Source organism: Xanthomonas sp. F1, assembly GCF_014199855.1.
In genome coordinates, this window is record NZ_JACHOK010000004.1 from 318,806 (window position 1) to 344,433 (window position 25,628).

The following is a 25,628-nucleotide window of genomic DNA, read 5'->3' on the forward strand; positions in this document are numbered from 1 at the left end:
GGTGTGGCAACGGGCACCGGTATGTGCCGGGGCGGCACGGAAAGGTTGCGCTCGACTCAGAAGCTGCGGGAGACGCTGGCCACCCAGGGCCACAGGCCGCGGTCGGCATAGCCGCTGCGGGCGTTGCTGAACACCCGGTCCACTTCCACGCTCCAGCGCCCGGCGTTCCAGATCAGCCCGGCGTGGCCGTAGCGATAGTGGTGTGTGGCATACGGCAGTCCGTACAGGGCTTGCGGGGCTTCGCTGATGCCGACGCCGGCCGACAGCGACAGCGGACCGGCCAGCGGCTGGTGCGCAGTGACGTCGAGCGCGCCATACCAGCGCTGGCGCAGGCGGCTGTCGGGCAGGCGGAACGCGGCCACCGACAGGCTCAGGCGGTCGCGGTAGCTCCAGCCCAGGCTGACTTCATCTCGGTTGAACAGGCGGTTGGCGCGCGCGCCGGGGTAGCGGTACAGCAACGCCTCGGCCTGCAGCTGCCAGCTGTCGGACAGGGTCCAGCTGCGCGACAGGCCGACGCTGCTCATCAGCACCTTGCCCGGTGCGTCCAGCGCCACACTGGCCGAGCCGCTCAGCGACCAGCCCGGCGCCGGCAGCCAGAACAGCGCGCCCTGCAGGGTCGGAGTGTCGCGGGTCAGCGCGATACCGCGGTCGACCAGCTGCGAGCTGATCCCGGCGGCACCGCCGACATCGCCGGCTCTCGCCGCCGGTGCGTGCAGGGCGGCGAGCGCCAGGCCCACGGCCAGCGCCGCACCGGCGCCTGGACGCACTGACGGCCGGGCTGTCGCGGCGAGCCGGCCCACGCGCACGTTCAGCATGCCCGGGCCGCCCCACGGTGCCGGGGTGCGGCGGGAAGCCACGACGATGTGCCGCGGACGGCAGGGAGAAAACGCACGGTGGCTCGAGGCTCGCAGGTCAGGGATCGGACACGGGCGCGGCGCGGTGGCCGGCCCGTGGGGCGCCGAATATGACCCGATCGGGCAGCGAGTTCAATGCAGGCTGTGCAGGTAGGCGATCAGGTCCTGCAACTGCTTGGCATCGTCCAGGCCGTCGTACTTCATCTTGCCGCCCGGCAGGGCCTTGGACGCCGGTTGCGACAGGTAGCTGCGCAGCTTGTCGTCGCTCCAGGTCCACTGGCTCTGCTTCATCGCGTCGGAGTAGGCGTAGTCCGGCACGCTGCCGGCGCGGCGCCCGGCCACGCCGAACAGGGTCGGGCCCTTCTTGTTCTTGGCCGGCGCGGCGCTGTGGCATTCGGCGCATTCGCTGGCGAACACGCCGGCGCCGGGCGCGCCGCCGGCGGCATGCGCGGACGGCGCCACCGCGGCGACCAGCGGCAGCAGGGCGGCCAGCAGGGTGCACAGGGACAAGGCGTTGGTGCGTTTCATGGGGGAAGCTCCGTGCGGGGGAATCAGAAAGCGAGGCTCAGGCTCAGCGCGAACTGGTTGAGGTCGCGCGGACGGGTGACCGGGGTGGCCCCGAACACGTTGCCGGTGCTGCCGTTGAACTTGCTGAAACGGAACCAGGTCGCGGACAGGCGCAGGTTGGAGATCGACGAGTAGCTGTCGTCCTTGCCGAACGGCGCCCACGAGGCGCTGATCAGGTTGCTGGTGGTGTCCGGCGCGCCGTACGGGCGGTAGCGGAACGGATCGTCCGAGCCGGTGTTGATGAAGTGCGCCAGCAGCAGGCTGTAGCTCTGCTTGTAGGTGTAGTTGAGGCTGATCGACTGGTCGCGCACGCTGGCCCGGCGCGGGCCGGCCAGGGCCGGGTTGGTCAGGTCGATCAGCGCGCTGCCGTAGCGGCGGCGCTCGTAGATGTTGAGGTAGCCGAGCTTGAGGATGTGCTCGCGGGTGCCCAGGAACTGGTAGTTGAGGTCGTAGCCGAGATCGGTGAAGTCGTCGCGCGGGCCGGTGCTGCGCGGCAGCTGCCTGCGCGTGGTGAGTGCGACCACGCCGGCGGAGAAGAACTGCCGCTTGAGGTCCTTCATGTAGCTCAGGCGCAGGTAGCCGGTGTCGCTGAGCTTGCCGGGATCGCCGCCGACGGCGTAGCCCAGGTCGTCCTGGGTCGACACCGGCAGGGCGGTGTAGGTGCCGAGTTCGCCGTACCAGTTGCGATCGTACAGGCCGTAGACGCTGGTGCCGATCACCCGGTTGGACAGCGAGGACTGGTTGAGCAGGGTGGTCGAACTGGAATAGGCCGAGGCCGGACCCAGGCCGGAGGCGTTGGGCAGCATGCCGATCGGGTCCTGGCTGCCGGGGTTGTTGTTGACGCTGACGCCGAGCAGGGTGTCCTTGCCGCCGAGCTGGAAGCTCTTGACCACCGCGCGCAGGTCCACGTTGTCCAGGCGCGTGGTGTAGTCGTTCTTGCCGTTGTTGGTGGTGGCGACCTTGACGTAGCCGCCGACGTTGTCGGTGATGCGCCCGGCCAGGTACAGGTCGGCCTCGCTGAAACGGGTGCGGCTCTCGCCGCGCGCCGGCACGCTGCGGTTGGCGGTGAGCTGTGCGGAGGCCGGGATCTTGGTGCCGTTGCCGTCGCTGTCGGTGTAGCCGCCGAGCTTGAAGCGCATGCCGTACGGGGTCAGCGCCGGGCCGTAGGCGCCGATGTGGCAGTCGGCGCAGGACGAGCCGGTCTGCCGCGCGAACGCCGGCACCGCGGCCGCGCGCGGGCTCAGCACCAGCAGCAGCGAACCCAGCGCCGACCACAGCAGCGCCTGCTCGGCGCCGCGCGTCCTGTCGCTGCGGGAGAAGGTGGAGGGGGACGAAGGGGACTGGTGCATGCGGAAAGTCCTTTGGCAGGCGGGTGGGGGCGGCGACGGACGGAAACGCGGGAACGGGAGACGCGGCTCAGCGGCGGCGCAGGAACGGCACCATGCGTTGCAGCACGGCGTCGCGGCGGACGAGGTGGTGCCAGAGGGCCGCGCCGATGTGCAGCAGGATCAGGCCGAGCAGCAGCCAGGCCGCATCCACATGCCAGGCACCCAGGGTGTCGGCGAGATCGGGATCGGGCGCGACCAGCTCGGGCAGGGTGGCGCCGAACAGGTGCACCGGCTTGCCCATCGATTGACTCAGCGCCCAACCCAGCACCGGCAAGGTCAGCAGCAGCGCGTACATCACCACGTGGGTGGCGCCGGCCATGAAGCGCATCAGCGCCAAGCCGGCCTCCGCGTCGTGACGCTTGCCCAGACGCATGCGCAACGCCACGCGCACGCAGAACAGGCCGAGCACGAACAGGCCGAAGTGGCGATGGCCTTCCAGCAACCACTGCCGCCACATGCGGCCTTCGACTTCTTCGCGCAGCAGGATCAGTCCCGCCGCCAGCACCAGGCACAGCACGGTGAGCCAGTGCAGCCACACCATCGGCCGCGGCAATGGCGTCGACGCGTCGGGTGGGGAGACAGGCGGTTTCGGGGCGGCCGGCGTGGGCGAGGTCATGGCGGTACGCGGTGTCCTGGAAGGCGACGATGCGGGGCCGCGGCACGATGCAGTCGGGGCATCGTTGCAGCGGTGGTCGTCGATGGGTGCCGGCGCGGTGGCGAAAGGTTGCGTCACGGTGCGGGGCGGCGTGCGCAACCTTTCCGCAGACCCGCGGCACTCAGCCTGGACACTCCGATGTGGAGCCCGGTCGGGCACTCTGATGGCAATCGAACGAATCCAGTTGCGGACGCACGGCGACGCGCGCGGCCAGCTCGTGGCGCTGGAGCAACAGCGCGACGTGCCTTTCGACATCCGCCGCGTGTATTACCTGTTCGCCACCCGCAACGGCGTGCACCGCGGCCAGCATGCGCACCGCCATCTCAACCAGTTGGCGGTGGCGCTGCACGGATCGGTGTCGTTCCTGCTCGACGACGGCAGCGGCCCGATGCAGGTGGTGCTGGACGATCCGCGGCAGGGCCTGTTGCTCGGCAGCATGGTCTGGCGCGATCTGTACGACTTCAGCGCGGACTGCGTCTTGATGGTGCTGGCCGACCAGGCCTACGACCCCACCGACTACATCTTCGACTACGACGAGTTCCTGCGCGAAGCGGCGGGCCTACGTCGGCAGGAGGCCTAGACCATGGCGCGTCCCTTGGTCATCGTCGGCGCCGGCGAACTGGCGCAGATCGCCTGCGAATATTTCACCCATGACAGCGACTACGAGGTGCTGGCCTTCAGCGCGGAGCGCGACTACCTGTCCGCGCCGACCCTGGCCGGCCTGCCGGTGGTGGCCTACGAAGAGCTCGAACAGCGATATCCGCCGTCGCAGGTGGAGGTGTTCGTGGCGATCCCGGCCAGCGGCCTCAACCGGCTGCGCACGCGCTTCTATCTGGACGCCAAGCGCCGCGGCTACCGCATGGCCAGCTACGTCAGCTCGCACGCCTTCGTCTGGCGCAACGTGGAACTGGGCGAGCACTGCTTCGTGTTCGAGCACAACGTGCTGCAGCCGTTCACCCGCATCGGCGCCAACTGCATCCTGTGGAGCGGCAACCATGTGGGCCACCGCACCGTGATCCACGACCATGTGTTCGTGGCCTCGCACGCGGTGATTTCCGGCTATTGCGAGATCGGCGCGTCCAGCTTCGTCGGGGTCAATGCCACGCTCAGCGACCGGGTCAAGGTGGCCGCCGACAACGTGATCGGCGCCGGCGCGCTGCTGACCCGCGACACCGAGCCCGGACGCATCTATGTCGGTGCGCCTGCACGGGCGGTGGCCGGCAAGTCCAGCTTCGACGTGGACCTGTGAGGCGCATGTTCGCCTGGCACAAACGCGGATTGGTGTTCGACACCGCGCGCGACGGCGTCGGTGGCTGGATGCAGCACTCGGCGCTGACGCCGACGCCGTTGCGGCTGGATGCCGAACGCCTGCGCATCTACGCCGGCTTCCGCGACGAGGCCGGGGTCAGCCGTATCGGCTATGTCGACGTGCGCGCCGAGGATCCAACCCGGGTGCTGGGCGTTAGCGCCGAACCCGTGCTGGACATCGGCCGCGCCGGCTGTTTCGACGACAACGGCATGATCCTCGGCGACGTGGTGCAGGGGCCGGGCGGCCTGTACATGTTCTATGTCGGCTTCCAGCAGGCGGCGCGGGCCAAGTTCCTGGCCTTCACCGGCCTGGCGGTGTCCACCGACGGCGGCGACACGTTCCAGCGCCGCCAGGACACGCCGCTGCTGGACCGGGCGCCGGGCCGCAGCACCATCGCCGCGGTGCATTCGGCGCGCTATCGCGATGGCCGCTGGCAGCTGTGGTACGCGGTGGGCGACGACTGGGAGTGGATCGGCGGCACGCCGTATCCGCGCTACCACATCCGCTGCGTGGAGACCGACGACCTGCAGGCGATCCCACGGCAGGACACGGTCTGCCTGCAGCCGCAAGGCGACGAATATCGCATCGGCCGCCCGCGGGTGTACCGGCACGATGGCCGCTACCTGATGTATTTCACCCATGGCAGCCGCACCGGCGCCTATCTGCCCGGCATGGCGGTCAGCGACGACGGCCGCCAGTGGCAGCGCTGCGACGCGGCGTTGGGCCTGCCGCTGTCGGCCGAGGGCTGGGACGCACGCACGCTGTGCTACCCGGCGTTGATCCGCCACGGCGAGCGCCTGCTGCTGTTCTACAACGGCAACGCCATGGGCCGCGATGGTTTCGGCGTGGCCGAGGCGGACTTGCCCGCCGGCATGGTGTGGGAGGACGGCGATGCTGTCGGTTAGGGCCTACACCGCGGCCGATGCGCCGGCGTGGGACGCCGTGGTGACTGCCTCGCGCAACGGCAATCTGCTGCACCGGCGTGGCTATATGGATTACCACGCCGCACGCTTCGTCGATGCCTCGTTGCTGATCGAGCACGCCGGCACGCCGGTGGCGGTGTTTCCGGCCAACCGCGATGGCGACGCGGTGACCAGCCATGCCGGGCTCAGCTATGCCGGCTTGGTGTCGACCCACGCGCTGCGTGCGACGGCGACGCTGGAGGCGTTCGAGCGCATCGCGGCGCACTACCGCGGCGCCGGCGTACGCACGCTGCTATACAAGGCGGTGCCGCATCTGTTCCACCGCAGCCCGGCGGAAGAGGACCTGTACGCGCTGCATCGGTTGGGTGCGCGCCTGCAGCGCCGCGACCTGTCCTCGGCAGTACCGCTGCACGAACCGCCACGCTTCGCCGCTGCGCGCAAGCGTTCGGTGGCCAAGGCGCGCCGCGCCGGGCTGCGCGTGCAACGGGTGGAGGATCCGGCGCCACTGCATGCGCTGCTCGGCGAGGTGCTGCAACGCCACGACGCACGCCCGACCCACAGCCTGGACGAACTGCGCCTGCTGTGTGCGCGCTTCCCGGCGCAGATCGTGCCCTATGAAGTGCGCGATGGCGCGGACCTGCTGGCCGGCACGCTGGTGTACGACTTCGGCCACGTCGTCCACACCCAGTACCTGGCCTGCTCGGAGCAGGGTCGCCGTGCCGATGCGCTGAGCCTGCTGCTGGCCGAACTGATCGAGCAGGTCTACGCGCAACGCGCGTTCCTCAGCCTGGGCATTTCCACCGAGCAGCAGGGTCAGGTGCTCAATGCCGGCCTGGTCGAGCAGAAGGAGCGCTTCGGTGCACGCGCCGTGGTCCACGATTTCTACCATTGGGAGTTGCAATGAGTCTGCCGCCGGCCAGCGTGCCGTTCCTCGACCTGCGCGCCAGCAACGCGCGCCATGCCGACGAGCTCAAGGCCGCTGCTGCGCGGGTGATCGATTCCGGCTGGTACGTGCTCGGCGAGGAACTGGAGGCGTTCGAGCGCGAGTTCGCCGCCTACTGCGGCACCGCCCACGCCATCGGTGTCGGCAACGGCATGGACGCGCTGACCCTGATCCTGCGTGGCTACCGCGCACTGGGCCGGTTGCGCGAAGGCGACGAGGTGCTGGTGCCGGGGAATACCTTCATCGCCAGCTTCCTGGCGATCAGCGAGAACCGGCTGCGGCCGGTGCCGCTGGAGCCGGAGGCGGCCAGCTTCAATCTGGACCCGGCGCAGGTGGAACGCGCGATCGGCCCGCGCACCAAGGCGATCCTGGCGGTGCACCTGTATGGGCAGCTGGCCGACATGGCCGCGCTGCGCAGCATCGCCGAGCAGCATGGCCTGCTGCTGATCGAGGACGCGGCGCAGGCGCACGGCGCACGCCGCGACGACCGCCATGCAGGCAGCTTCGGCGATGCCGCCGGCTTCAGCTTTTTCCCCGGCAAGAATCTGGGAGCGCTCGGCGACGGCGGCGCGGTGACCACCGACGACGGTGCGCTGGCGGCGCAACTGCGGGTGCTGCGCAACTACGGTTCGGACATCAAGTACCGGCACCTGCTGCAGGGCGTGAACTCGCGCCTGGACGAACTGCAGGCGGCGCTGTTGCGGGTCAAGCTGCGCCATCTGGATGCCGACATCGCCGCGCGCCGCGCGATCGCCCAGCGCTACCTGCACGGCATCGCCCATCCGCAGATCGCCTTGCCGCAGGTGGCCGACCCGGCCGCGCATGCCTGGCACCTGTTCGTGGTGCGCTGTGCGCAGCGCGACGCCCTTCAGCAGCATCTGCAGGCCCAGGGCGTGCACTGCCTGGTGCATTACCCGACGCCGCCGCACCGGCAGCCGGCCTATCCGGAACTGACCACGCTGCAGCTGCCGCTGTGCGAGCGGCTCGGCACCGAAGTGCTCAGCCTGCCGATCGGCCCGACCCTGGACGCTGCGGCGGTGGCGCAGGTCATCGACGCCTGCCAGCGTTTCGGTGGCGTGGCGGCATGAACGTGCTGCGCAGCGGCATGTACAGCGGCGTGGCCACCGCGGCCAAGCTGCTGTCCGCGTTGCTGGTGCTGAAGCTGGTGGCGGTGTACGCCGGCCCGGCCGGGGTCGCCCGGCTCGGCCAGTTCACCAGCCTGATGTCGTTGCTGGCGGTGGTGGCCGGCGGCGGCATCGGTGCCGGCGTGGTCAAGTACGTGGCCGAGTATCGCGACGATGCGCAGTCGCTGACCCGGCTGCTCGGCAGTGCTCTCGGCTACGCCTGCGTCGCCGCGGTCGCGATGGGCGTGGCCGCGCTGCTGTGCAGCCGCTTGATCGCCGAGCGCCTGCTCGGCGACGCGCAGTACCAGCCGCTGATCTGCGTGCTGGCGGGGGCGCAGCTCGGCATTGCGCTGGCCAACTACATCCTGGCGGTGGTCAACGGCTTCATGGACGTGCGCCGGCTGGCCTTCATCCAGGTTGCCGGCGCGGTACTGAGCGTGCTGCTGGTGGCCGTCCTGGCGCATGGGCTTGGCTTGTATGGCGCGCTGCTGGGGCTGGTGCTGGGGCAGGTGGCCTGGCTGTGCGCCGCGGTGCCGGCGCTGCGGCGCAGCCCGTACTTCCGCCGCGAGATGCTGCGCATCCGTTTCGACCCGGCGATGGTGCGGCGGCTGGCCGCGTTCTCGGCGATGACCCTGGCCTCGGCGCTGCTGCCGCTGCTGGTCAACATCGGCGTGCGCGATCACCTGGCCGGCCAGTTCGGCTGGCAGCAGGTCGGTTACTGGCAGGCGGTGAGCCGCGTCTCCGATGCCTATCTGCTGTTCTTCACCACCGCCATCAACGTCTACTACCTGCCCAAGCTGGCGGCGCTGCATACGCGGCAGGCGCTGTGGCAGGAGCTGCGCGGTGCCTACCGCTACGTGCTGCCGGCGGTGATCCTCGCCGCGGCGGCGGTGTACCTGTGCCGCGACTGGATCACCCAACTGCTGTTCTCGGCCGATTTTGCCGCCGCGCTGCCGCTGTACGCGCCGCAACTACTCGGCGACGTGCTCAAGATCGCCTCCTTCGTGCTGTCCTACCTGATGCTGGCCAAGGCGATGACGCGGCTGTTCGTGTTCTCCGAATGTCTGTTCGCCGCCAGCTACCTGGGCCTGGTGGTGCTGTTCACCGCGCGCATGGGGCTGATCGGCGCGGCCTACGCGTTCGCCTGCAACTACGCCCTGTACCTGGCGTTCAACGTGCTGGTGGTGCGCCGCTACCTGCGAGGACTTGGCTGATGGACGCACCACGCACACCGCCGACGCTGCCATTGGTGTCGATCCTGATCCCGGCCTACAACCACGCGCGCTTCGTGCAGCGCTGCCTGGACAGCGTCCTCGAGGATCCGTACCCGAACAAGGAACTGGTGATCGTCGACGATGGCTCCAGCGACGGCACCGCCGCGTGCATCGCCGCGTGGATCGCGCAGCACGGCGAGCGGCTGCATGTGCGCTTCTGGCCGCGCGAGAACCTCGGCATCGCCGCCACGCTCAACCATCTGGTGGCGATGGCACGTGGCGAGTTCCTGCGCCTGGGCGCGAGCGACGACTACCTGCTGCCTGGCGGGCTGGGCGTGCAGGTGGCGTACCTGGGCGCGCATCCGCACAAGGCCGCAGTGATCGGCGACGCCATCGTGGTCGACACCCACGGCCGCACCGTGCACCAGAGCAGCATGCGCGACCTGCACGGCGTGGACAAACGCCTGTACCTGAGCGAGGCCGGCATCCGCCGCGCGGTGATCCGCCATTGGGCGGTGAGCGGGGCGGTGGCGCTGGTCCGGCGCAGCGCGCTGCAGCCGGGCGCGGAATGGGACGAAGGTCTGCGCATCGAGGACTGGGACTTCTTCCTGCGCCTGGTTGCCCGCGACGCGCTGGGTTTCCTGGACGTGGCGGTCTGCGCCTACCGCGTGCACGACCACAACGCCAGCCGTACCCGGCACCTGCCCAGCCGCCTGGCCAACCTGGCCGAGTCGCGGCAGGTGGCGCTGCGTCGCGCGCGCTTGTTCGATCCGGCCTGCCGCACCCTGCTGCACGCGCAGGCGCACTACATCGCCGCCAAGATCGCGTTCCTGCGGCGCAGCCCGCTGGCCTTGGCTGGGCATCTGCTGGCGCATGCATGGCTGTCGCTGTTGGCGCGACTGCGCCAGGTCGGCCAACCGCCGCTGGCCGAGCGCGCATGAGCCGCCTGCTGCGCCTGCCGTCGGCGTATTTCGGCCTGCCGCTGCTGCTGAGCTGCGCGCTGGCCCTGCTCACCTTCGACCTGCCGCCGGGCTATCTCGTCGGCGTCGCACTGCTGGCCGCCGTGGCGTTGGCAACGCTGGGGCTGGATGCGCTGCTCGGCATCCGCCTGCCGCCGCTGGCGGCATTCCGTGCGCGCGAGTACGCCGGCACTCGCGAGGCCTTCGTCGCGCTGGGCCTGGCCGCCGCGGTGGGGATGTTCTGTCTGTTCGACCTGCTGCTGTTCCCGATCCCGCTGCTGCACAACCCGTCCGCCTACGCCGACCTCAGCCCGCTGCAATCGCATGTGCGGCATGTGTCGAACATGTGCTGGATCCTGCCGCCGATCGGCCTACTGTGCGTGCGCGAGCGCAGCGTGCGCAATGCGTTGCTGCTCGCAGGCTTCGCCTTCCCGGTGCTGGTGATCGACCGCAACCGCCTGTTCGCGGCGGTGTTCAGTGTCGGCCTGTTGGTCTTGCTGCGCCGCGACCCGGTACGGCCGCTGCCATGGAAGCGGGTGCTGGCGCTGCTGTGCGCCGGCGCTGCGGCGTTCTCGCTGCTGGGCACGCTGCGCTCCGGCTCGCTGGAGTCGGTGGCGCTGCCGTTCGGCGACCTGTACCGGGCCGCGCCGCAGGGCATCAAGTGGCTGCTGCTGTACATCGGCGCCGGCCCGTATAACTTCGGCGCGCTGCTCAGCAAGGGCTACGAGAACGCCAGTTTCCTGGTCAACCAACTGGTGCCGCTGAGCGGTTCCATCGCCACGGCCGGGACCGGCATCCCGCTGGATGCACCGAACATCAATGTCGGCACCGAGTTCCTGCCGTTCCTGCTGGCCGGCGGCCCCGCCGCCGCGCTGGCGGCGATGCTGGCGCTGTACGCGGCGCTGCTGTGGAGCGTGCGCCTGCTCGGCCGCGGCGTGGCGCTGTTCAACCTGCTGGTGTTCCTGCGCATCGCCTACGCCTGTGTGATGTCGCCGTTCGCGCCGCAGGCGTTCACCTGGACCAATGCCGGCTTCGTCGTGCTGTGCCTGCTGCTGCACGCCTGCAGCGGCTTGCTGCCGAACCGCCGCGATGCCGCACCAGTTGCGGCTCTGCCTTCCGTTTCCCCGAGATCCCCGCTGCCATGACCGATACCGCCATGCACCAAGACGAAATCTACCTGATCGACCTGTGGCGGATCCTGCGGCGCGAATGGCGCTGGTGCCTGCTGCCGCTGCTGCTGGCGTTGGCGTTGGCGGCGCTGTTCCTGCACGGCGCGACCCGCCAGTGGCAGGCCACCGCCTGGGTGCAGGTCGGCGAATTCGGCCCGACCCCGGCCGGGCGCGATCCCAAGCTGGAACCGTTCCAGCGGGTGATCGACCGGATCAAGACGCGGCAGTTCCAGGAACAGGTGCTGCACAGCGCCGGCGTGGCCCTGGACAGCCGCCAGGCGGCGCTGTACCGCGACAGCCTCAAGCTGGATCCGGACCCGTACGCCAACCTGATCCAGCTGACCCTGCGCGCGCAGTCGCCGCAACAGGCACGGCAGCTGGCCACGGCCACCATCGCGCAGCTGCAGGCGCTGCACCAGCGCATCCAGGCCGGCCCGTTGCAACAGGCGCACGCCAGGCTGGAGGACCTGGCTGCCGAACTGGCGGCCACCCAAGCCGAGCGCGAGCGCCTGCTGCAACAGCAGCGCGAGGGCCATGGCAGCACGGAGCAGCAGTTGCTCGGCAACCTGCTGCTGTCGGAGAAGAACAACACGATCCGCAGCCTCAAGGCCGAACGCGAGGATCTGCTCGGCCGGCTCGGGGCGCGCTACACCTACGACACCTCGGCGCCCTGGGAGACCTATGTGCCGCCGCGCGCGGCGTTCCCCAATCCGGTGCTGGTGCTGGCCGCGGCGCTGCTGGCCGGGCTCGGTGGCGGCGTGCTGGCCGCGGTGGCGCGCAATGCGCTGCGCCGGCGGCAGGCGCGGCCGGCACGGGCGCACGCCGCCGCATAACGGCGTCTCGCCGATTCAACCAAACGCCCCCGCAGCCGCACCTACCTGCAGTCCCGCGCGCTCGATGCGCGCGGATTCCGACAAGGGCAGGGCAGTGGAGAGGTGCAGGTGACAGCGAATGGCAAGGCGGGCGCCGCGGCGCACACGAGCACTCTGGATCCGGTGCGATTGCTGGACACGCAGCGCGCCTTCGACAGCGTGGCCGCCGACTACGATGGCCCACGCGGCAACAACGCGCTGATCCAGCGCATGCGCACCACCTTGTGGGACACGGTCGCCACCCAGCTGCCGGTCGGTTCGCGCCTGGTCGACCTGGGCTGCGGCACCGGCCTGGACGCGCACGCCTTCGCCCAGCGCGGCTACCGCGTGCTGGCCACCGACTGGTCGCCGCAGATGGTCGAGCGCACCCGCGGCCGCGCGCAGGATCCGAGCCTGCACGGCCGGCTCAGCGTGGCGCACGTCGGCATCCAGCAACTGGATCTGCTCGACGGCGAGTTCGACGGCATGTACTCCAACTTCGGCCCGCTCAACTGCGCGCCGGATCTGCCCGACGTCGCGAGCCACTGCGCGCGGCTGCTGCGCCGCGATGGCCGCCTGGTGTTCTCGGTGATCGGCCGCCTGTGCCCGTGGGAGCTGGGGCACTACCTGCTGCGCGGCCGCCTGCGCCGCGCCGCCGTCCGTGCCGCGCGTGGCGCCACCGCGGTGGGCATGAACGGGCATACGATCTGGACCTGGTACTACTTCCCGCGCGAGTTCTACCGCGCGTTCGCGCCGCATTTCGAATTGGAGTCGTACCGCGCGCTCAGCCTGTGCCTGCCGCCGCCGTACCTGGTCGACCACTACCAGCGCCATCCGCGCCTGGGCGAGGCGCTGGGTCGACTCGATGACCGCGTCGGCGGCTGGCCGCTACTGCGCGACATGGGCGATCACTTCCTGATCGTGCTGCGCAAGCGCTGAGCATGGCCGCATCAGCCGCCTCCGTGGACGTCTGTCTGGACGGTGCGCGCATCACGCATGCCACCAGCGCGGTGCACGCCCCGCTGGCACTACGCGCCGGCCGCATCGCCGCGGCGGCCACACCGGCCGCGCTGCGCCTCGATCTGCATGGGCAATTGGTGCTGCCAGGCTTGATCAACGCCCACGAGCATCTGCACGTCAATGCGGTGCCGCCGTTGCCGCAGGCTGCGCCGTTCGCCAACAGCTATGCCTGGATCGACGCCTTCGCCGCGCATTTCCGCACGCCGGCGGTGGCGGGCGCACTGGCCGTGCCCAAGCCGCTGCGGCTGCGCCATGGCGGGTTGAAGAACCTGCTGGCAGGGGTGACCTGTGTGGCCCACCACGATCTCTGGCATGCGGCGCTGGATGCGACCGACTTCCCGGTGGCGCTGCTGCGCGACTTCGGCTGGAGCTACACCTTGCATGGTCCCGACTACGGGCCGCCGCTGGCGCAGAGCTTCGCCGCAGCAGCGGACGCCGGCTGGCCGTGGATGATCCACCTGGCCGAAGGCACCGACGCGGTGGCCGCCGGCGAACTCGCCGAGCTGGACCGGCGCGGCTGTCTGGCCGACAACACGGTGCTGATCCACGGGGTAGGCCTGGGCGCGGATGACGCCGCCCGCGTGCTCGCCTGCGGCGCGGCAGTGGTGTGGTGCCCGAGCAGCAACCTGAACCTGCTCGGACGCACCCTCGACCCGCAGCGCCTGAGCGCGGCCGGGCGCCTGGCGCTGGGCAGCGATGCGCGGGTCAGCGGCGGCCGCGACCTGCTCGACGACCTGCGCCTGGCCGCCGCCCATGGGCTGGATGCGACCCAGGCGCTGGCCCTAGCCACGACTGCCGCGGCCGACATCCTGCGCTTGCCGGATCGCGGACATCTGACGCCGGGCGCACATGCCGATCTGCTGATCGTCGCCGACCGTGGCGGCGCGCCTGCGAACAGCCTGGTCGGGCTGCCGCGCAGCGCACTGCGCGCAGTGGTACGCGACGGGCGGCCGCGGATCGCCGATCCCGATTTCGCGCCGTGGTTCGCCGCCGCCGGCGTGGACACGGTGCCGGTGACGCTGGACGGCGTGCCGAAGCTGCTGGCCGCAGAGCTGGCCGATCCCGCGCTGCTCGCGTTGGAGCCTGGCCTGGAATTCCAGGTTGCACCGCCGCGTTCACGCCCGACGCACCTGTCGCAGGAATGCCCCGCATGAGCGCCGTCCCGACCCTCGATCCGCTCGCCGCCTACGCGCTGTGGGCGGACAGCTACCCGGCGCAGGCACACAACCCGGTGATGCAGGCCGAGCAGCGCGCCATGCTGGCCTTGCTGCCACCCTCGTTGCGCGGCCAGCACGTGCTCGATGCCGGCTGCGGCAGCGGACGCTACCTGCTGCATGCGCTGCAGCGTGGCGCCGAGCACGTCACCGGCGCGGACCTGTCGCCGCAGATGCTGGCACGCGCCGCGCAGGAACTTGGCGACGTCGATGCCGGCCGCTACACGCTGCGCGAAGGCAGCCTGGAGGCTTTGCCGCTTGCCGATGCCAGCGTCGACCTGAGCCTCTGCGCGCTGGCGCTGGGGCATCTGCCGCAGTTGCCGCCGGCCCTGGCCGAGCTGCGCCGCGTCACCCGGCCCGGCGGCTGGGTACTGTGCAGCGACGTGCACCCGATCGGCCCGGCGCTGGGCTGGCGCCGCGATTTCAAGGCCGGCGGCCAGCGCTACGCGGTGCGCCACACCCAGCACCTGTACAGCCACTGGCACGCCGCCTGCGCCGCGCTCGGGCTCGCCATCGACGCGGTCAGCGAACCGATGCTCGACCCGGCGGACATTCTCGCCGGCGCCCATTTCGATCCCGCTGCATTGCAGGTGCCGGTGGCCCTGGTGCTGCGGCTGCGGCGCCTGCCGTGACCCCCGTCCTGCGCTCGCCCGGTATGTCCTCCACGCCCAATACGCTGCTGGTCAATCCCACCATCACCAAGCCGTCCAGCGCCCGCTTTCCGCTGTCGCTGCTGAACCTGGCGGCGGCACTGGACCGCCACGGCGACAGCCGCATCATCGACGGCAACGTCGACCGCGACTTCATCGACCGCAGCCTGCAGGCGCTGCAGGAACGGCACTACGACGCGGTCGGCATCAGCGTGATGGGCGGGCCGCAACTGGCGCCGTCGATCGCGCTGTCGCAGGCCATTCGCGCGCGCTTCCCGGCGCTGCCGATCGTCTGGGGCGGCTATTTTCCCACGCTGTACCCGGACACCGCGTTGGCCGCGCCGTACGTGGACTACGCGATCCGCGCGCAGGGCGAGGAAACCTTGCCGGAACTGCTGGCCGCCTTGCGCGGCGAGGGGCCGACGCTGGCGCAGGTCGATGGGCTGTCCTGGAAGCACGACGGCACCGTGGTGCACAACCGCAACCGCGCCTTCCAGCGCGGCGACGCGCTGCCGTCGCTGCCGTACGAGAAGCTCGGCGAGCCGCGCCGCTACCTCGGCCGCACCTTCCTCGGCAATCGCACCGCCTCGCACCAGGCTGCGCTGGGCTGCCGTTTCCGCTGCACCTTCTGCGGGGTGGCGGCGATGTTCGGCGGCGCCACCGCCTTGCCCACGGCGGCACGCCTGGAGCGCGAGCTGGGCTATCTGAAATACGGTCTGGGCGCGGACTCGATCCAGTTCTTCGACCACAACTTCTTCGACCGCGAAGCCGACATGATCCCACTGCTGGAGGTGATGGCGAAGCTGGAGATGCCCTGGTGGTGCTACGCGCGCGCCGACGCGTTGCTCAACCTCTCCGAAAGCACCTGGAAGCTGGTGCGCAAGAGCCGCCTGCGCATGGCCTACATCGGCGCGGAGTCGCCGAGCGGGGCGATGCTCAAGGAGATCCGCAAGGGCACGCGGCCGGACCAGACCCTGGAAGTGGCCGAGCTGTGTCGGCGCAACGGGGTGATCCCGGAACTGTCGTTCATGGTTGCACCGCCGCAGGACAGCGAGCGCGAGACCGAGCAGACCTTCGAGTTCATTCGCGAACTGAAGCGGATCAACCCACAGTCGGAGATCATCGTCTACGTGTACACGCCGCTGCCGGAGAGCAGCCGCCACGAGAAGGACCGCGGCCGCCGTACGGGCATGCCCTTGCTCGACCGCCACGGCGTGCCGGTGCAGTTCCCGCGCACGCCGGAGGAGTGGGCGCAGCCGCAGTGGGTGGACTACGCCTGCCACGCCGATGCGCCCTGGCTCACCGATGCGCTGCGCCAGCGCATCCGCGATTTCGTCACCGTGCTCGGCTGCCGCTATCCCACCGCGCAGGACCAGCGCTCGCCGGGCTGGGCCAAGCGCGGCCTCAGCGCACTGGCCGCGTGGCGCTACCGCCACCGGCGCTACGACCGGCCATGGGAACTGAACCTCGCCAATCGGCTGGTGCGCCTGCACCGGCCGCAAGTGTCCGGGATCTGAGCATGGCCGGCAACGTCGCCCGCGCCGTGCACGCCGTGCAGCTCAACTTCGTGCCGCTGCCGGACGGGGTGACGCCGGAGCAGGCGTTCGCGCTGTGGCCGTCGCTGGCCGATATCGCCGAGGCGGTGGCCAGCGCCGGCACGCGTGTTTCAGTGATCCAGGCTGCCGCGGTCGATGCGCAGCTGCAGCGCAACGGCGTGAGCTACCACTTCGTGCGGCGTACCGATGCGGGGCGCCGGCGCCATCTGCGCCGCATCGCCGCGTTGCTGGCCGAGCTCGACGCCGACGTGGTGCACGTGCACGGCCTGCAGTTCGCCCGCGAGGCGGCGACGCTGGCACGCTGGCGGCCGTCGCGGCCGATCCTGCTGCAGGACCACGCCAACCGTCCGCCGCGCTGGTGGCGGCGGCCGCAGTGGCGACGCTGGTACGCCGCGGCCGCCGGCATCGCCTTCACCTCGCTGGACCTGGCGCGCGGCTTCGTCGGTACCGGGTTGTTCGCCGGCTCCACGCGCCTGTTCGCCATTCCCGAATCCAGTTGCCGCTTCACTCCCGGCGAGCGCGACCAGGCGCGGCGCGACAGCGGATTGCATGGCGCGCCCTGCGTGCTGTGGGTCGGCCATCTGAGCGAGGGCAAGGATCCGCTCACCGTGCTCGACGGCGTGGCCCGCGCCAGCGTGCAGTTGCCCGGCATGCAGCTGTTCTGCGCGTTCGGCGATGCGCCGCTGCTACCGATGGTGCAGCAGCGCATCCAGGCCGATCCGCGCCTGGCCGGCCGCGTGCACCTGCTGGGCCGGGTGGAGCACGCGCAGATCCAGACCCTGATGCGCGCGGCCGACCTGTTCGTGTCGGGCAGCCTGGGCGAGAGCTGCGGCTACGCCGCGCTGGAGGCCTATGCCTGCGGCGCGGTGCCGGTGCTGACCGACATCCCGGCGTTCCGTGCGCTCAGCGATGGCGGCCGGATCGGAGCGCTGTGGCCTTGCGGCGACGCCGAACGCCTGGCGGCCGCGCTGCTGCAGGCCTCGCGCGATGGGCCGTCGCGGGCGCTGGTGCGCGCGCATTTCGATGCGCAGCTGTCGTTCGCGGCCGTCGGGCGGCGCTGGGCGCGGGCCTACGCGCAGCTGCTCGGCGCCGCGCCGCGGAGCGCGGCATGAAGCTGGCGCTGGTGGTGCCGGGCGGCGTCGACCGCAGCGGCGAGTACCGGGTGATTCCCGCCTTCCTGAGCCTGATCGAACGCCTGGCACGCGTGCACGACTTGCACGTCTTCGTGCTGCACCAGGAGCCGCTGCCGGCGCAGTGGGAGCTGCTGGGCGCACACATCCACAACATCGGCGCGGTGCGCACGCGCTGGCGCGCGATCGCCGCGATCCGCGCCGAGCACCGCCGCGCGCCGTTCGACGCGGTGCAGTCGCTGTTTTCCGGCCACTGCAGCCTGATCGCGGTGGCGGCAGCGCGCTGGCTGAAGCGGCCGAGCCTCGTCCACATCGCCGGCGGCGAACTGGTCGCGCTGCACGCGATCGGCTACGGCGGCCGGCGCAAATGGCAGGGGCGGCTGCGCGAGGCGCTGGTGTTGCGCCTGGCGAACGCGGTCACCGCGGCCAGTGCGCCAATCCTCGACAGCCTGCAGGCGCTGGGCATCGCCGCCGAACGCGTGCCGCTGGGCGTGGACCTGCGCGCCTGGCCGCCGCGTCCGCCGCGTACGCGCGGCGACGGACCGGCGCGGCTGCTGCACGTGGCCAGCCTCAACCCGGTCAAGGACCAGGCGACCCTGTTGCACGCACTCGCCGCGCTGGCCCGCACCGACGTCGACTTCCGCATCGACCTGGTCGGCGTGGACACGCTGGACGGGGCGATGCAGCGTCTGGTCGCCACGCTGGGCCTGGGCGAGCGCGTGCGCTTCCTCGGCTTCAAGACCCAGCGCGAATTGCGGCCGTTGGTGGAGACGGCGGATCTGCTGGTGCTGTCGTCGCAGCACGAGGCCGGGCCGCTGGTGCTGCTGGAAGCGGCGGTGGCCGGGGTGCCGACCGTGGGCACCGCGGTCGGGCATCTGCAGGAGTGGGCGCCGTCGGCGGCGCTGGCGGTGCCGGTGGGCGACTGGGCCGGGCTGGCCGATGCACTGCGCCAGGTGCTCAGCGACGACGAACTGCGCCTGCGCCTGGCCTGGGCGGCGCAATGCCGCGCCGTGCGCGAGGACGCCGACTACAGCGTGCGCGGCTTCACCGCGCTGTACCATCGGCTCTGCGCACCGCGCAACGCCGATGGCCGGCGCGCGGCGCAGAATGGCTGAGGTGTGGCGCGGCGTTTCGGCGCTTCGCCTTTAAGACGGCATCGTGTCTTGTCGTAGGAGCGGCTTCAGCCGCGATACGCGTCCCCGGCAATGGCTGTCGCGGCTGAAGCCGCTCCTACGACGGTTCTATGAGGGTGTGCGTCAGTCAGAAGACGGCGCATACCCCTGCAGCGCGGTCCGCACCGCGTACAGCGTGTCCATCCGCGGCACCGGCCGCAGCAGGCGCTGCAGTACGCGGCGACGCTGCGGCAGGCGCACCCAGTCCTGGCCCTGCAGCCACAACTGGGTACGGATCATTTCGGCACGTTCCTGCCGGCTTTCCGCCGATGGCTGCAGACGCTGGCGCAGATACTCCAGCACCTCGCGACCCGAGCGCGCCCACTCGGTGCCCGGCAGTGCCGGCAGCCACAGTTGCGAGCACGACGCCGCGGTCAGGTCCAGCCCGCGCGCGCGCAGCCGCAGCAGCGGCGGGCATTGCGCACGCAGTTGCTTCAGTACCGCAGACGGAATCGCGGCGCGGTAGTAGCGCAGCATCAGCCGCAGCGGCGGCCATGCCCACCAGGCATCGGCGCCGGTCAGCACCTGCCAGTCGCTGGCGCGCATGCGCGGAGCGAGCAGGGCCAGGTCGTGCAGGTGCATCAGCCGCAGGCTGCGGCTGCACAGCCCGCCGGCCGCGTGCAGCAGCAGGTGGCGCATCAGCGCGCCGTTGCTCGGGTAGGGATTCAATCCGGGCTTGCCGTCGGGCGGTAAGAGCGGCGTGCCGAGGTCGACGGTGCGCAGCGGCAGGCGCTCCTGGATGCGCACGTGCAGTTCGATATTGATCGGGGTGTCGCGGTGCTCGCCCAGTGCCGGCACCGCCTGCGCCTGCGCCGGGCGGAAGGTCTGGTGCTTCCACTGCACGAACTCGGCCACGTAACCCAGCGCGGCGAGCAGCGTGGCGGCACGCTCAGCGTCCTCGGGGCGTACCAGCAGGTCGATGTCGGCCATCGGACGGTCGCCGGGCCGATAGAGGCCTAGCGCATGCAGCGCCGCGCCCTTCAGCGGCACGATCGCCAGGCCGGCGGTCTGCGCCAGGGCGTCGATCCGCTGCAGCAGCGCGGCGATGCGCTGGTAGCGCTGCGCCACGTGCTCGCGTTGCCCGTCCAGGAACGCGCGCCATGCCCGGTCCGGCCACTGCGAGCGCTGGCTCAGCAATGGCGCTACGCCGTGCGCGACAGCCGCCGCTGCGGCCAGTTGCCAGTGCAGACCGCTCCAGTCCGGCATCGCCGCACCAGGGCGTGCCAGCTCGTGCGCCAGGGTTTCGGTGGCCAGGCGCAGGCCACGGCCGATGCGCCGCAGCGGCAGGTGCGCCGGCGTCGCCGCGGGTGCCACTGTCGGCAGGTCGGCCGCCATGGCCGGATTCGGCGGCGTCGCCAGGTCGCTCATGCGCGCTGCACCAGGGGGATGCGGCGGCCGCTAGCGGCGGCGACGGCCTCGGCCGCCGGCACTGGTGGCGCCTCGGTCCGGTGCTGCGCCTCGCGCGCGATCAGCGCCGCCCAGTCGGCTTCCAGCGCTGCCCAGTCCTGCGCGTGCGCCAGCGGCGGGCGCGTGGCCTCGCGGCATTGCAGGTCCACCTGCCGGTGCAGCAGGTCGCGCACCTGGCGATAGAACGCCGAGTCGTAGGCACCGCGGAACATCATCGCCAGGTCGTCGCTGTCCTGCCAGTGCGTCTTGCGCCCGAGCTGGTCCTTGACCTGTTGATGGAACACGGTGCCGGGCAGGGGGTAGGACACGCTGACGCCGATGTCGTCCGGGCGCGCCTGCGCTACCAGCCGGCGGGTGGCGAGGATGTCGTCGAGTTGTTCGTCCAGATAGCCCAATTGCAGGAAGAAGCCGACGCGGATGCCCTGCGTGCCCAAGCGCTGGCGCGCGGCGATCACGCCATCCACGTCGGTGCCCTTGGTCATCTTGTCGAGGATGCGCTGGCTGCCGCTCTCCGCGCCGATCCAGGCTTCGCGGCAGCCGGCCCGCGCCAGGGCCGCGGTCATGCGCTCGCTGCACAGGTCGGCGCGGGTCTGGATGGTGAAGGGCACCGCGCCGTCGGCGGCGGCCAGCGCATCGGCGAAGTCCTCCACCCAGTCGATGTGGAAGCCGAAGATGTCGTCGGCCATCCACACATGGTCGGGCGCGAAGTTACGCTTGAGCTGGGTCATCTCCGCGGCCACGTCCTGCGCCTCGCGGCGCTTGTAGTGATTGCCCCAGATCGGCTTGGCGCACCAGTTGCAGCGGAACGGGCAGCCGCGCGAGGCGGCCATGTTCAGGCTGAAATGGCCGTGCCGCCGCTGCCAGAACGCACGATAGCGGGCGATGTCCAGCAGGTCCCAGGCCGCCGTCACCGACAGCCGCGGATCCGGCGGCCGCGCGCCGATCTGTGCGCGCTTGAGCTGTGGCATCGCCGCGCTGGCCACCTCGGCGATGCCGGCCACCCAGCGCGCCGGGTCGATGTCCGGTTCCGCCTGCAGGCGCGCCACCAGTTCCAGCAAGGCCGCGATGCCTTCGCCGATCAGCACCGCGTCGGCACCGGCAGCGAGAAACGCTTCCGGATGGTCCGATGCATCGGAGCCGGCGACGATCACCCGGCTGCCGCCGGCGCGCGCCTCGGCGATCATCCGGCACGCGGCCTCGCGCATCCGGCTCAGGCACATCTTGGTGAGGAAGTTGAAGTTGTCCTCGTAGAACACCACCAGGTCCGGCCGCTGCGCACGGACGGCGTGGTCGTAGTCCTCCACGCCCTCGGCCAGCATCGCGTCGAACAGCGTCACCGCGTGCCCGTGCTGGCGCAGCAGCGCCGCCACCTGCAGCGTGGCCAGCGGCGGGTAGGGCTTGCCGCGCTCCCATTGCTTGGGATCGTAGCGCAGGAAGTAGGAGTGGCTGACCTGGATCTTGAGCATCGGCGAAAGGTCTCGTTCGGCGCCGCGGGGGAGGGGCGCATGCAGCGATGGCCGCGCGCAGGTGGCCGTGGCGGTAGGTGCCGGGGCTGCGCCGTTTGGTTGCGCGAAACACCGGCATCGCCCGCGCAACCTTTGGCCGTGGCAGGCGCACCCACGCTGCATTCACCCAAGCCACTCTTCTCCGATGCAGCGATCGACCGTGCGTGTTCTGGACGTGGAAACAAGCGACCACGCCACGCCTGTCGTCGCCGTGGGCGGTGCCTGCGATCCGTTCCACACCCAGCTGCGGCGCCCGCACACGCTCAGCAAGCAACTGCTCGGCGGCCGCTTTCACTTCGAGAGCAACAGTCCGGCGCTGCTGGCATTGGTGGAAGCGGCATTCGGCGCGGTGCCGGCGCATCGCCTGCCGGAGAGCGCCGCGTTCCGCATCGAGCTGACCCTGGTGGACCGTGGCGAGGCGCCCTACGCGCTGGCGGTGGAGCCACCGCCGGTGCAGACCCATTCCGGCGCTGGCGTGCTGAGCGGCGTGATCGATGCGCACAACTACGTGGTGCTGGCGCCCGAACAGGGCAGGGCGCTGGTGGTGGTGTCCGAGGACATGCTCGCGCACGCCTACCATGTGCGTTACGAGCTGATCGAGTTCGCCGTGTTCGTGCTTGCCGCACGCGGCATGCGCCTGGTGCCGCTGCATGGCGCCTGCGTCGGCCGCGACGGCCGCGGCGTGCTGCTGCTCGGCGGCAGCGGCGCCGGCAAGTCGACCCTGGCGCTGCACAGCCTGTTGCGCGGCCTGGAGTTTCTCGCCGAGGACGCCCTGTTCGTCGCGCCGCAGTACCTGCTTGCCACCGGCATCGGCAACTTCCTGCATCTGCGGCCGGAACTGCTGTGCCTGCTCGATCCGCAGACCCGCGCCTGGATCGCCGCGGCGCCCATGATTCGCCGCCGCAGCGGCGCGCTCAAGCACGAGGTGGACATCCGCCAGGGCGAGGGACGCCTGGCACAGGCACCGTTGCGGCTCGCCGCGGTCGTGTTCGTCTCGGCCACCATGGCCGCCGATCCGCAGCAACTGCTGCAGCCGATGCCCGACGCGGACGTGGCGGCACGCCTGGCCGCGGACCAGCCCTACGCCGCGGGCCAGCCGCACTGGCCGTTGTTCGCGCGCCAGTTGCAGCGGCTGGGCGTGTACGAGCTGCAGCGCGGCATGCATCCGGAGGCCTCGGTCGATGCGCTGCAGACGCTGCTGGCCTGAGTCCTTGCACGATGTGACGGTGCCGGCGATGCGTATCGCTGGCGCGCGGGAAAGTGGGCTGCGCGCCGCTTCGATGGTCCGCCGCACGGACGCACGCCGATGAGCGTGCGTCCCGACCCAGCGTCGCACCTGCTGCGTGCCTTCATTGCCGTACTCGGCCGCGGCGAGCGCCTGCGGATCACCTGGTACGTGCTGCTGTCGCTGCTCGGCGCGCTGGCCGGCGCGCTCGCCGCGGTCGCGCTGGTGCCGCTGGTGCAACCCGGCCATGTGCTGAGCCTGGCCGGGCGTGCCTTGCCATTGCCGAACAGCTTCCTCGCGCAGACCCTGCTGTTCGTCGCCGCCAGCAGCGGCTTCGCCGTGTCGCGTTGGTGGGGCACACGACTGGCCGCAGACCTGGCCAGCCGCCACGCGCTGGACCTGCGCCGGCAGGTACATGCGCGGTTGCTGCAGGCGCCGCTGCCAGCCCTGGCCGATGCCAGCTCGGCGGAAATCGCCAACCTGCTCACCTACAACGTCGAGATCGTGGTGCAGGGCTTCAGCGCCCTGCTGCAGCTGCTGGTCGCGGCGATCACCGCGGCGGTGAGCCTGGCCGCGGCGTTCCTGGTCTCGCCCATGCTGGTGCTGGCCCTGCCGCCGCTGCTGGCGCTGGGCCTGCTCGCCTTTCGCATTGCCGGCCACGAACAGGCCCGTGTCAGCCGCCAGTACGTCGCCGACATGACCCGGCTGTTCTGGCTCAGCGAAGACTTCCCGCGGCGCCTGCGTCATGTGCGCTCGTTCGCCCGCGAGGCGCGCGAGCAGGAGGCCTACGAAGCGATCGCTGGTCGGCTCGCCTATGGCTACGCGCGGCAGCAGGCGCTGGTCGCCTCCGGTCGCCTGCTGCTGGAACTGGCAGCGGTGGCGGCCATCGCCGCGATCATGCTGCTGGCTGGGGTGTGGCACGGCATCGACCGCGGCGCGCTGATCACCGTCGGCCTGCTGCTGGGACGGCTGCTGCCGTACCTGGTCTCGACCCGGCAGAGCGTGCAGCAACTGCGCTCGGCCGCACCGGCGCTGGAGCTGTGGCAGCGCTACGTGGCGCTCGGCACGTCAGCGCCCGCGTTGCAGGGCGCGGAGGCAGCGCAATCCAGCGCAGCCACCGAGGCGACGTCGCCAGCACCGATCCAGATCGAACGCATCGGTCTGGCACCGCCGCTGGCCGCGGTGGCCTTGACCGATCTGGTCCTCGCGCCAGGTACGCTGACCCTGATCAGCGGCCCATCCGGCGTCGGCAAGAGCAGCCTGATGGACGCGCTGGCCGGCATGGTCGCGCCACCGCAGTTCGCCGCGCACTGCGACGGCCGCGCGCTCGACTTCGCTGGCTATCGCGCCGCGCTGCAGCCCTTGGCCTATGTCGCCCAGGGCGTGCGGCCGTGGCAGCACACCGTGCGGCAGTGCCTGGCCTGGGCAGCGCCGGCCACGAACGAGGCGGCGATGTGGGAAGCCCTGCGCGACGTCGGCCTGGCCGCGCGCCTGCAGGGCGGCGCCGGCCTGGACACCGCCGCACATGGCGCTGGCGCGCGCCTATCCGGTGGCGAACTGCAGCGGCTGCTGCTGGCCCAGGTGCTGCTGCGGCAACCGCGGGTGGCCTTGCTCGACGAAGCCACCAGCGCCCTCGACGCCTCCGCCGAACAGCAGGTCCTGAGCACACTGCGGCGCCGGCTGCCAAAGACCGCGCTGGTCGCGGTCTCGCACCGCCTCGGCCTGACTGCCATCGCCGATCAATGCGTGATGGTGCAACGCGCGACCGTGGCCCCGCTGCTGCTGGTCGATCGCGCGTCCTGAGCGACCGAGGCGGTGCCCAGGCGCTGTCGTCTCCAACCGCGAGCCAGAGGAGCTGGTCTAAGCCTGCTACGCGCGGTTTTGTCTAAGCGCCATGGACTGGCCATCGCTAAGCTCTCCACACAGGGGGAGAGCATGGACGTCATTCAACGGGCAGCCGCAGGGCTGCTCCTCATCGCCGTCTCGACGACGGCATTCGCGCAAACGCGCTCGGCGGTCGGACGGGGGCTTGAGCGCGTGAATCCGCAGCGCAACGTCGCTCCGATCCCACGCCTGGATTGCCGCAAGCTGCTGGCAAACGATCCGCGACCCTGGGCGCATGCCTATTGCGAACACGTGGACTTTTCCATGCAGGCGACCTGGCCCATACCTTCGGCCGACCGCGGCCGTCCCGGATCCAACTCGACATTCCCGCACTGGGCACTGCCGAAGCGCGCGCCGCCGGCGTTTCCTGCTCGGAGGGGCGCGTGATCCGCAAAGTGGGCAACGGCTGGGAGCAGGCGCTGGACCGCGATCGCAATTATTTGCGTTGCAGGCCTTCGGTGGAACTGCCGTCGGGGTTTATCGGCAGGTGACAGCGCGTGTGCGCTCGGGACATGCGTAAAAAGAGGCCCCGCGAAGGGGGCCTCGTTCGCATTCAAACCAAGCTGGCGTGAATCCACCTGACATCCGGCTCAGCCCTGCGGGATGTCGCATTTCATCTTTCCATCCACGTAGTACGGCTTGGGGACATCCGGATTCTGGCTGGTCTTCTCGAACACCACCTCGAACGAGTTGAGATCCGGCTTGCCCTTGCGTTCAGTGCAGGCCTCCTGCAACTTCTTCTTGACCGCGGCGATGCCCGCGTCGCGGTTGGCGCCGTCGGCGCTGTTGGTGAGATTGGCGACCTCGGCGAAGGCCGGCGAGGCGAGGCCCAACAAGCTTCCTGCGAACACGAGTGCATGCAGCGTCTTCATGGCGTCTCCTTGTTTTGATGTCCGTACGCGGTGGCAG

The 25,628-nt window shown here is 70.8% G+C and carries 25 protein-coding genes; 18 read left to right on the forward strand and 7 right to left on the reverse strand.

Translation table 11 applies throughout. The features are described 5' to 3' along the window. Window positions 1–56 precede the first annotated feature (56 nt). From GGR71_RS12085 to GGR71_RS12100, 4 genes are all read right to left on the reverse strand, one after another. On the reverse strand, window positions 57–857 hold the full coding sequence (locus tag GGR71_RS12085; protein ID WP_343160826.1) for a hypothetical protein: 801 nt from the start codon (window positions 855–857) through the stop codon (window positions 57–59). 129 nt (window positions 858–986) lie between these two features. Continuing rightward, complete coding sequence (locus GGR71_RS12090; RefSeq protein ID WP_160960918.1) at window positions 987–1,382, reverse strand: c-type cytochrome; 396 nt, start codon at window positions 1,380–1,382, stop codon at window positions 987–989. Between the two features lie 23 nt (window positions 1,383–1,405). Further along, window positions 1,406–2,770 (reverse strand): cytochrome C, encoded by a 1,365-nt coding sequence (locus tag GGR71_RS12095; protein ID WP_184451970.1) that lies wholly within the window; start codon window positions 2,768–2,770, stop codon window positions 1,406–1,408. Window positions 2,771–2,837: 67 nt separating this feature from the next. Next, entirely contained in the window at window positions 2,838–3,350 is a 513-nt protein-coding gene (locus GGR71_RS12100) for a cytochrome b/b6 domain-containing protein (protein ID WP_184452001.1), read from the reverse strand. Window positions 3,351–3,627: 277 nt separating this feature from the next. Here GGR71_RS12100 and GGR71_RS12105 point away from each other — a divergent pair, with 277 nt between their 5' ends. The 15 genes from GGR71_RS12105 (at window position 3,628) to GGR71_RS12175 (ending at window position 18,641) form a co-directional block, all read left to right on the forward strand. Further along, window positions 3,628–4,044 (forward strand): sugar 3,4-ketoisomerase, encoded by a 417-nt coding sequence (locus GGR71_RS12105; RefSeq protein WP_048489766.1) that lies wholly within the window; start codon window positions 3,628–3,630, stop codon window positions 4,042–4,044. A 3-nt stretch (window positions 4,045–4,047) separates the two neighbouring features. Beyond that, the gene (locus GGR71_RS12110) at window positions 4,048–4,713 is read left to right on the forward strand and encodes an acetyltransferase (RefSeq protein WP_160960791.1); all 666 of its coding nucleotides are present in this window, start codon (window positions 4,048–4,050) and stop codon (window positions 4,711–4,713) included. Window positions 4,714–4,718: 5 nt separating this feature from the next. Further along, the gene (locus tag GGR71_RS12115) at window positions 4,719–5,678 is read left to right on the forward strand and encodes a glycoside hydrolase family protein (protein ID WP_160960789.1); all 960 of its coding nucleotides are present in this window, start codon (window positions 4,719–4,721) and stop codon (window positions 5,676–5,678) included. Beyond that, a complete protein-coding gene (locus tag GGR71_RS12120) occupies window positions 5,665–6,600 on the forward strand; it encodes a GNAT family N-acetyltransferase (protein ID WP_160960787.1) in 936 nt (311 codons plus the stop codon). The genes GGR71_RS12115 and GGR71_RS12120 overlap by 14 nt, the downstream gene beginning before the upstream one ends. Continuing rightward, window positions 6,597–7,727, forward strand: coding sequence for a DegT/DnrJ/EryC1/StrS family aminotransferase (locus GGR71_RS12125; RefSeq protein ID WP_160960785.1), 1,131 nt, complete (start codon window positions 6,597–6,599; stop codon window positions 7,725–7,727). The genes GGR71_RS12120 and GGR71_RS12125 overlap by 4 nt, the downstream gene beginning before the upstream one ends. Continuing rightward, window positions 7,724–8,977: an O-antigen translocase gene (locus tag GGR71_RS12130; RefSeq protein WP_160960783.1), complete on the forward strand. Its 1,254-nt coding sequence runs from the start codon at window positions 7,724–7,726 to the stop codon at window positions 8,975–8,977. Before GGR71_RS12125 ends, GGR71_RS12130 begins: the two co-directional genes overlap by 4 nt. Continuing rightward, the gene (locus tag GGR71_RS12135; RefSeq protein ID WP_160960781.1) at window positions 8,977–9,918 is read left to right on the forward strand and encodes a glycosyltransferase family 2 protein; all 942 of its coding nucleotides are present in this window, start codon (window positions 8,977–8,979) and stop codon (window positions 9,916–9,918) included. Before GGR71_RS12130 ends, GGR71_RS12135 begins: the two co-directional genes overlap by 1 nt. Then, the gene (locus tag GGR71_RS12140) at window positions 9,915–11,081 is read left to right on the forward strand and encodes a hypothetical protein (protein WP_160960779.1); all 1,167 of its coding nucleotides are present in this window, start codon (window positions 9,915–9,917) and stop codon (window positions 11,079–11,081) included. The genes GGR71_RS12135 and GGR71_RS12140 overlap by 4 nt, the downstream gene beginning before the upstream one ends. A gap of 11 nt (window positions 11,082–11,092) precedes the next feature. Then, window positions 11,093–11,938: a Wzz/FepE/Etk N-terminal domain-containing protein gene (locus GGR71_RS12145; RefSeq protein ID WP_160960915.1), complete on the forward strand. Its 846-nt coding sequence runs from the start codon at window positions 11,093–11,095 to the stop codon at window positions 11,936–11,938. Window positions 11,939–12,046: 108 nt separating this feature from the next. Next, on the forward strand, window positions 12,047–12,895 hold the full coding sequence (locus GGR71_RS12150; protein ID WP_160960777.1) for a methyltransferase domain-containing protein: 849 nt from the start codon (window positions 12,047–12,049) through the stop codon (window positions 12,893–12,895). 2 nt (window positions 12,896–12,897) lie between these two features. Beyond that, a complete protein-coding gene (locus tag GGR71_RS12155) occupies window positions 12,898–14,130 on the forward strand; it encodes an amidohydrolase family protein (RefSeq protein WP_160960775.1) in 1,233 nt (410 codons plus the stop codon). Further along, window positions 14,127–14,822, forward strand: a complete 696-nt coding sequence (locus GGR71_RS12160; protein ID WP_160960773.1) for a class I SAM-dependent methyltransferase — start codon at window positions 14,127–14,129, stop codon at window positions 14,820–14,822. The genes GGR71_RS12155 and GGR71_RS12160 overlap by 4 nt, the downstream gene beginning before the upstream one ends. 23 nt (window positions 14,823–14,845) lie before the next feature. Continuing rightward, window positions 14,846–16,357 (forward strand): B12-binding domain-containing radical SAM protein, encoded by a 1,512-nt coding sequence (locus tag GGR71_RS12165; protein WP_160960911.1) that lies wholly within the window; start codon window positions 14,846–14,848, stop codon window positions 16,355–16,357. Window positions 16,358–16,359: 2 nt separating this feature from the next. Further along, window positions 16,360–17,508, forward strand: a complete 1,149-nt coding sequence (locus GGR71_RS12170) for a glycosyltransferase family 4 protein (protein WP_184451972.1) — start codon at window positions 16,360–16,362, stop codon at window positions 17,506–17,508. Beyond that, the gene (locus GGR71_RS12175) at window positions 17,505–18,641 is read left to right on the forward strand and encodes a glycosyltransferase family 4 protein (RefSeq protein WP_160960771.1); all 1,137 of its coding nucleotides are present in this window, start codon (window positions 17,505–17,507) and stop codon (window positions 18,639–18,641) included. The genes GGR71_RS12170 and GGR71_RS12175 overlap by 4 nt, the downstream gene beginning before the upstream one ends. A gap of 141 nt (window positions 18,642–18,782) precedes the next feature. Here GGR71_RS12175 and GGR71_RS12180 read toward each other — a convergent pair whose 3' ends face one another. Both GGR71_RS12180 and GGR71_RS12185 read right to left on the reverse strand, forming a co-directional pair. Continuing rightward, complete coding sequence (locus GGR71_RS12180) at window positions 18,783–20,066, reverse strand: nucleotidyltransferase family protein (RefSeq protein ID WP_456362618.1); 1,284 nt, start codon at window positions 20,064–20,066, stop codon at window positions 18,783–18,785. After that, window positions 20,063–21,571 (reverse strand): B12-binding domain-containing radical SAM protein, encoded by a 1,509-nt coding sequence (locus tag GGR71_RS12185; RefSeq protein ID WP_160960769.1) that lies wholly within the window; start codon window positions 21,569–21,571, stop codon window positions 20,063–20,065. Before GGR71_RS12185 ends, GGR71_RS12180 begins: the two co-directional genes overlap by 4 nt. A gap of 184 nt (window positions 21,572–21,755) precedes the next feature. Here GGR71_RS12185 and GGR71_RS12190 point away from each other — a divergent pair, with 184 nt between their 5' ends. The 3 genes from GGR71_RS12190 to GGR71_RS12200 all read left to right on the forward strand — a co-directional run bounded on the left by GGR71_RS12190 (window position 21,756) and on the right by GGR71_RS12200 (window position 25,106). Then, a complete protein-coding gene (locus GGR71_RS12190; protein ID WP_160960767.1) occupies window positions 21,756–22,817 on the forward strand; it encodes a phosphoenolpyruvate carboxykinase (ATP) in 1,062 nt (353 codons plus the stop codon). A 99-nt stretch (window positions 22,818–22,916) separates the two neighbouring features. Next, on the forward strand, window positions 22,917–24,638 hold the full coding sequence (locus GGR71_RS12195) for an ABC transporter ATP-binding protein (protein WP_160960764.1): 1,722 nt from the start codon (window positions 22,917–22,919) through the stop codon (window positions 24,636–24,638). A gap of 132 nt (window positions 24,639–24,770) precedes the next feature. Further along, the gene (locus tag GGR71_RS12200; RefSeq protein WP_160960762.1) at window positions 24,771–25,106 is read left to right on the forward strand and encodes a hypothetical protein; all 336 of its coding nucleotides are present in this window, start codon (window positions 24,771–24,773) and stop codon (window positions 25,104–25,106) included. A gap of 203 nt (window positions 25,107–25,309) precedes the next feature. On the opposite strand, the gene GGR71_RS12205 is transcribed toward GGR71_RS12200, so the two are convergent. Beyond that, window positions 25,310–25,591, reverse strand: a complete 282-nt coding sequence (locus GGR71_RS12205) for a hypothetical protein (RefSeq protein WP_160960760.1) — start codon at window positions 25,589–25,591, stop codon at window positions 25,310–25,312. Window positions 25,592–25,628: the final 37 nt, after the last annotated feature.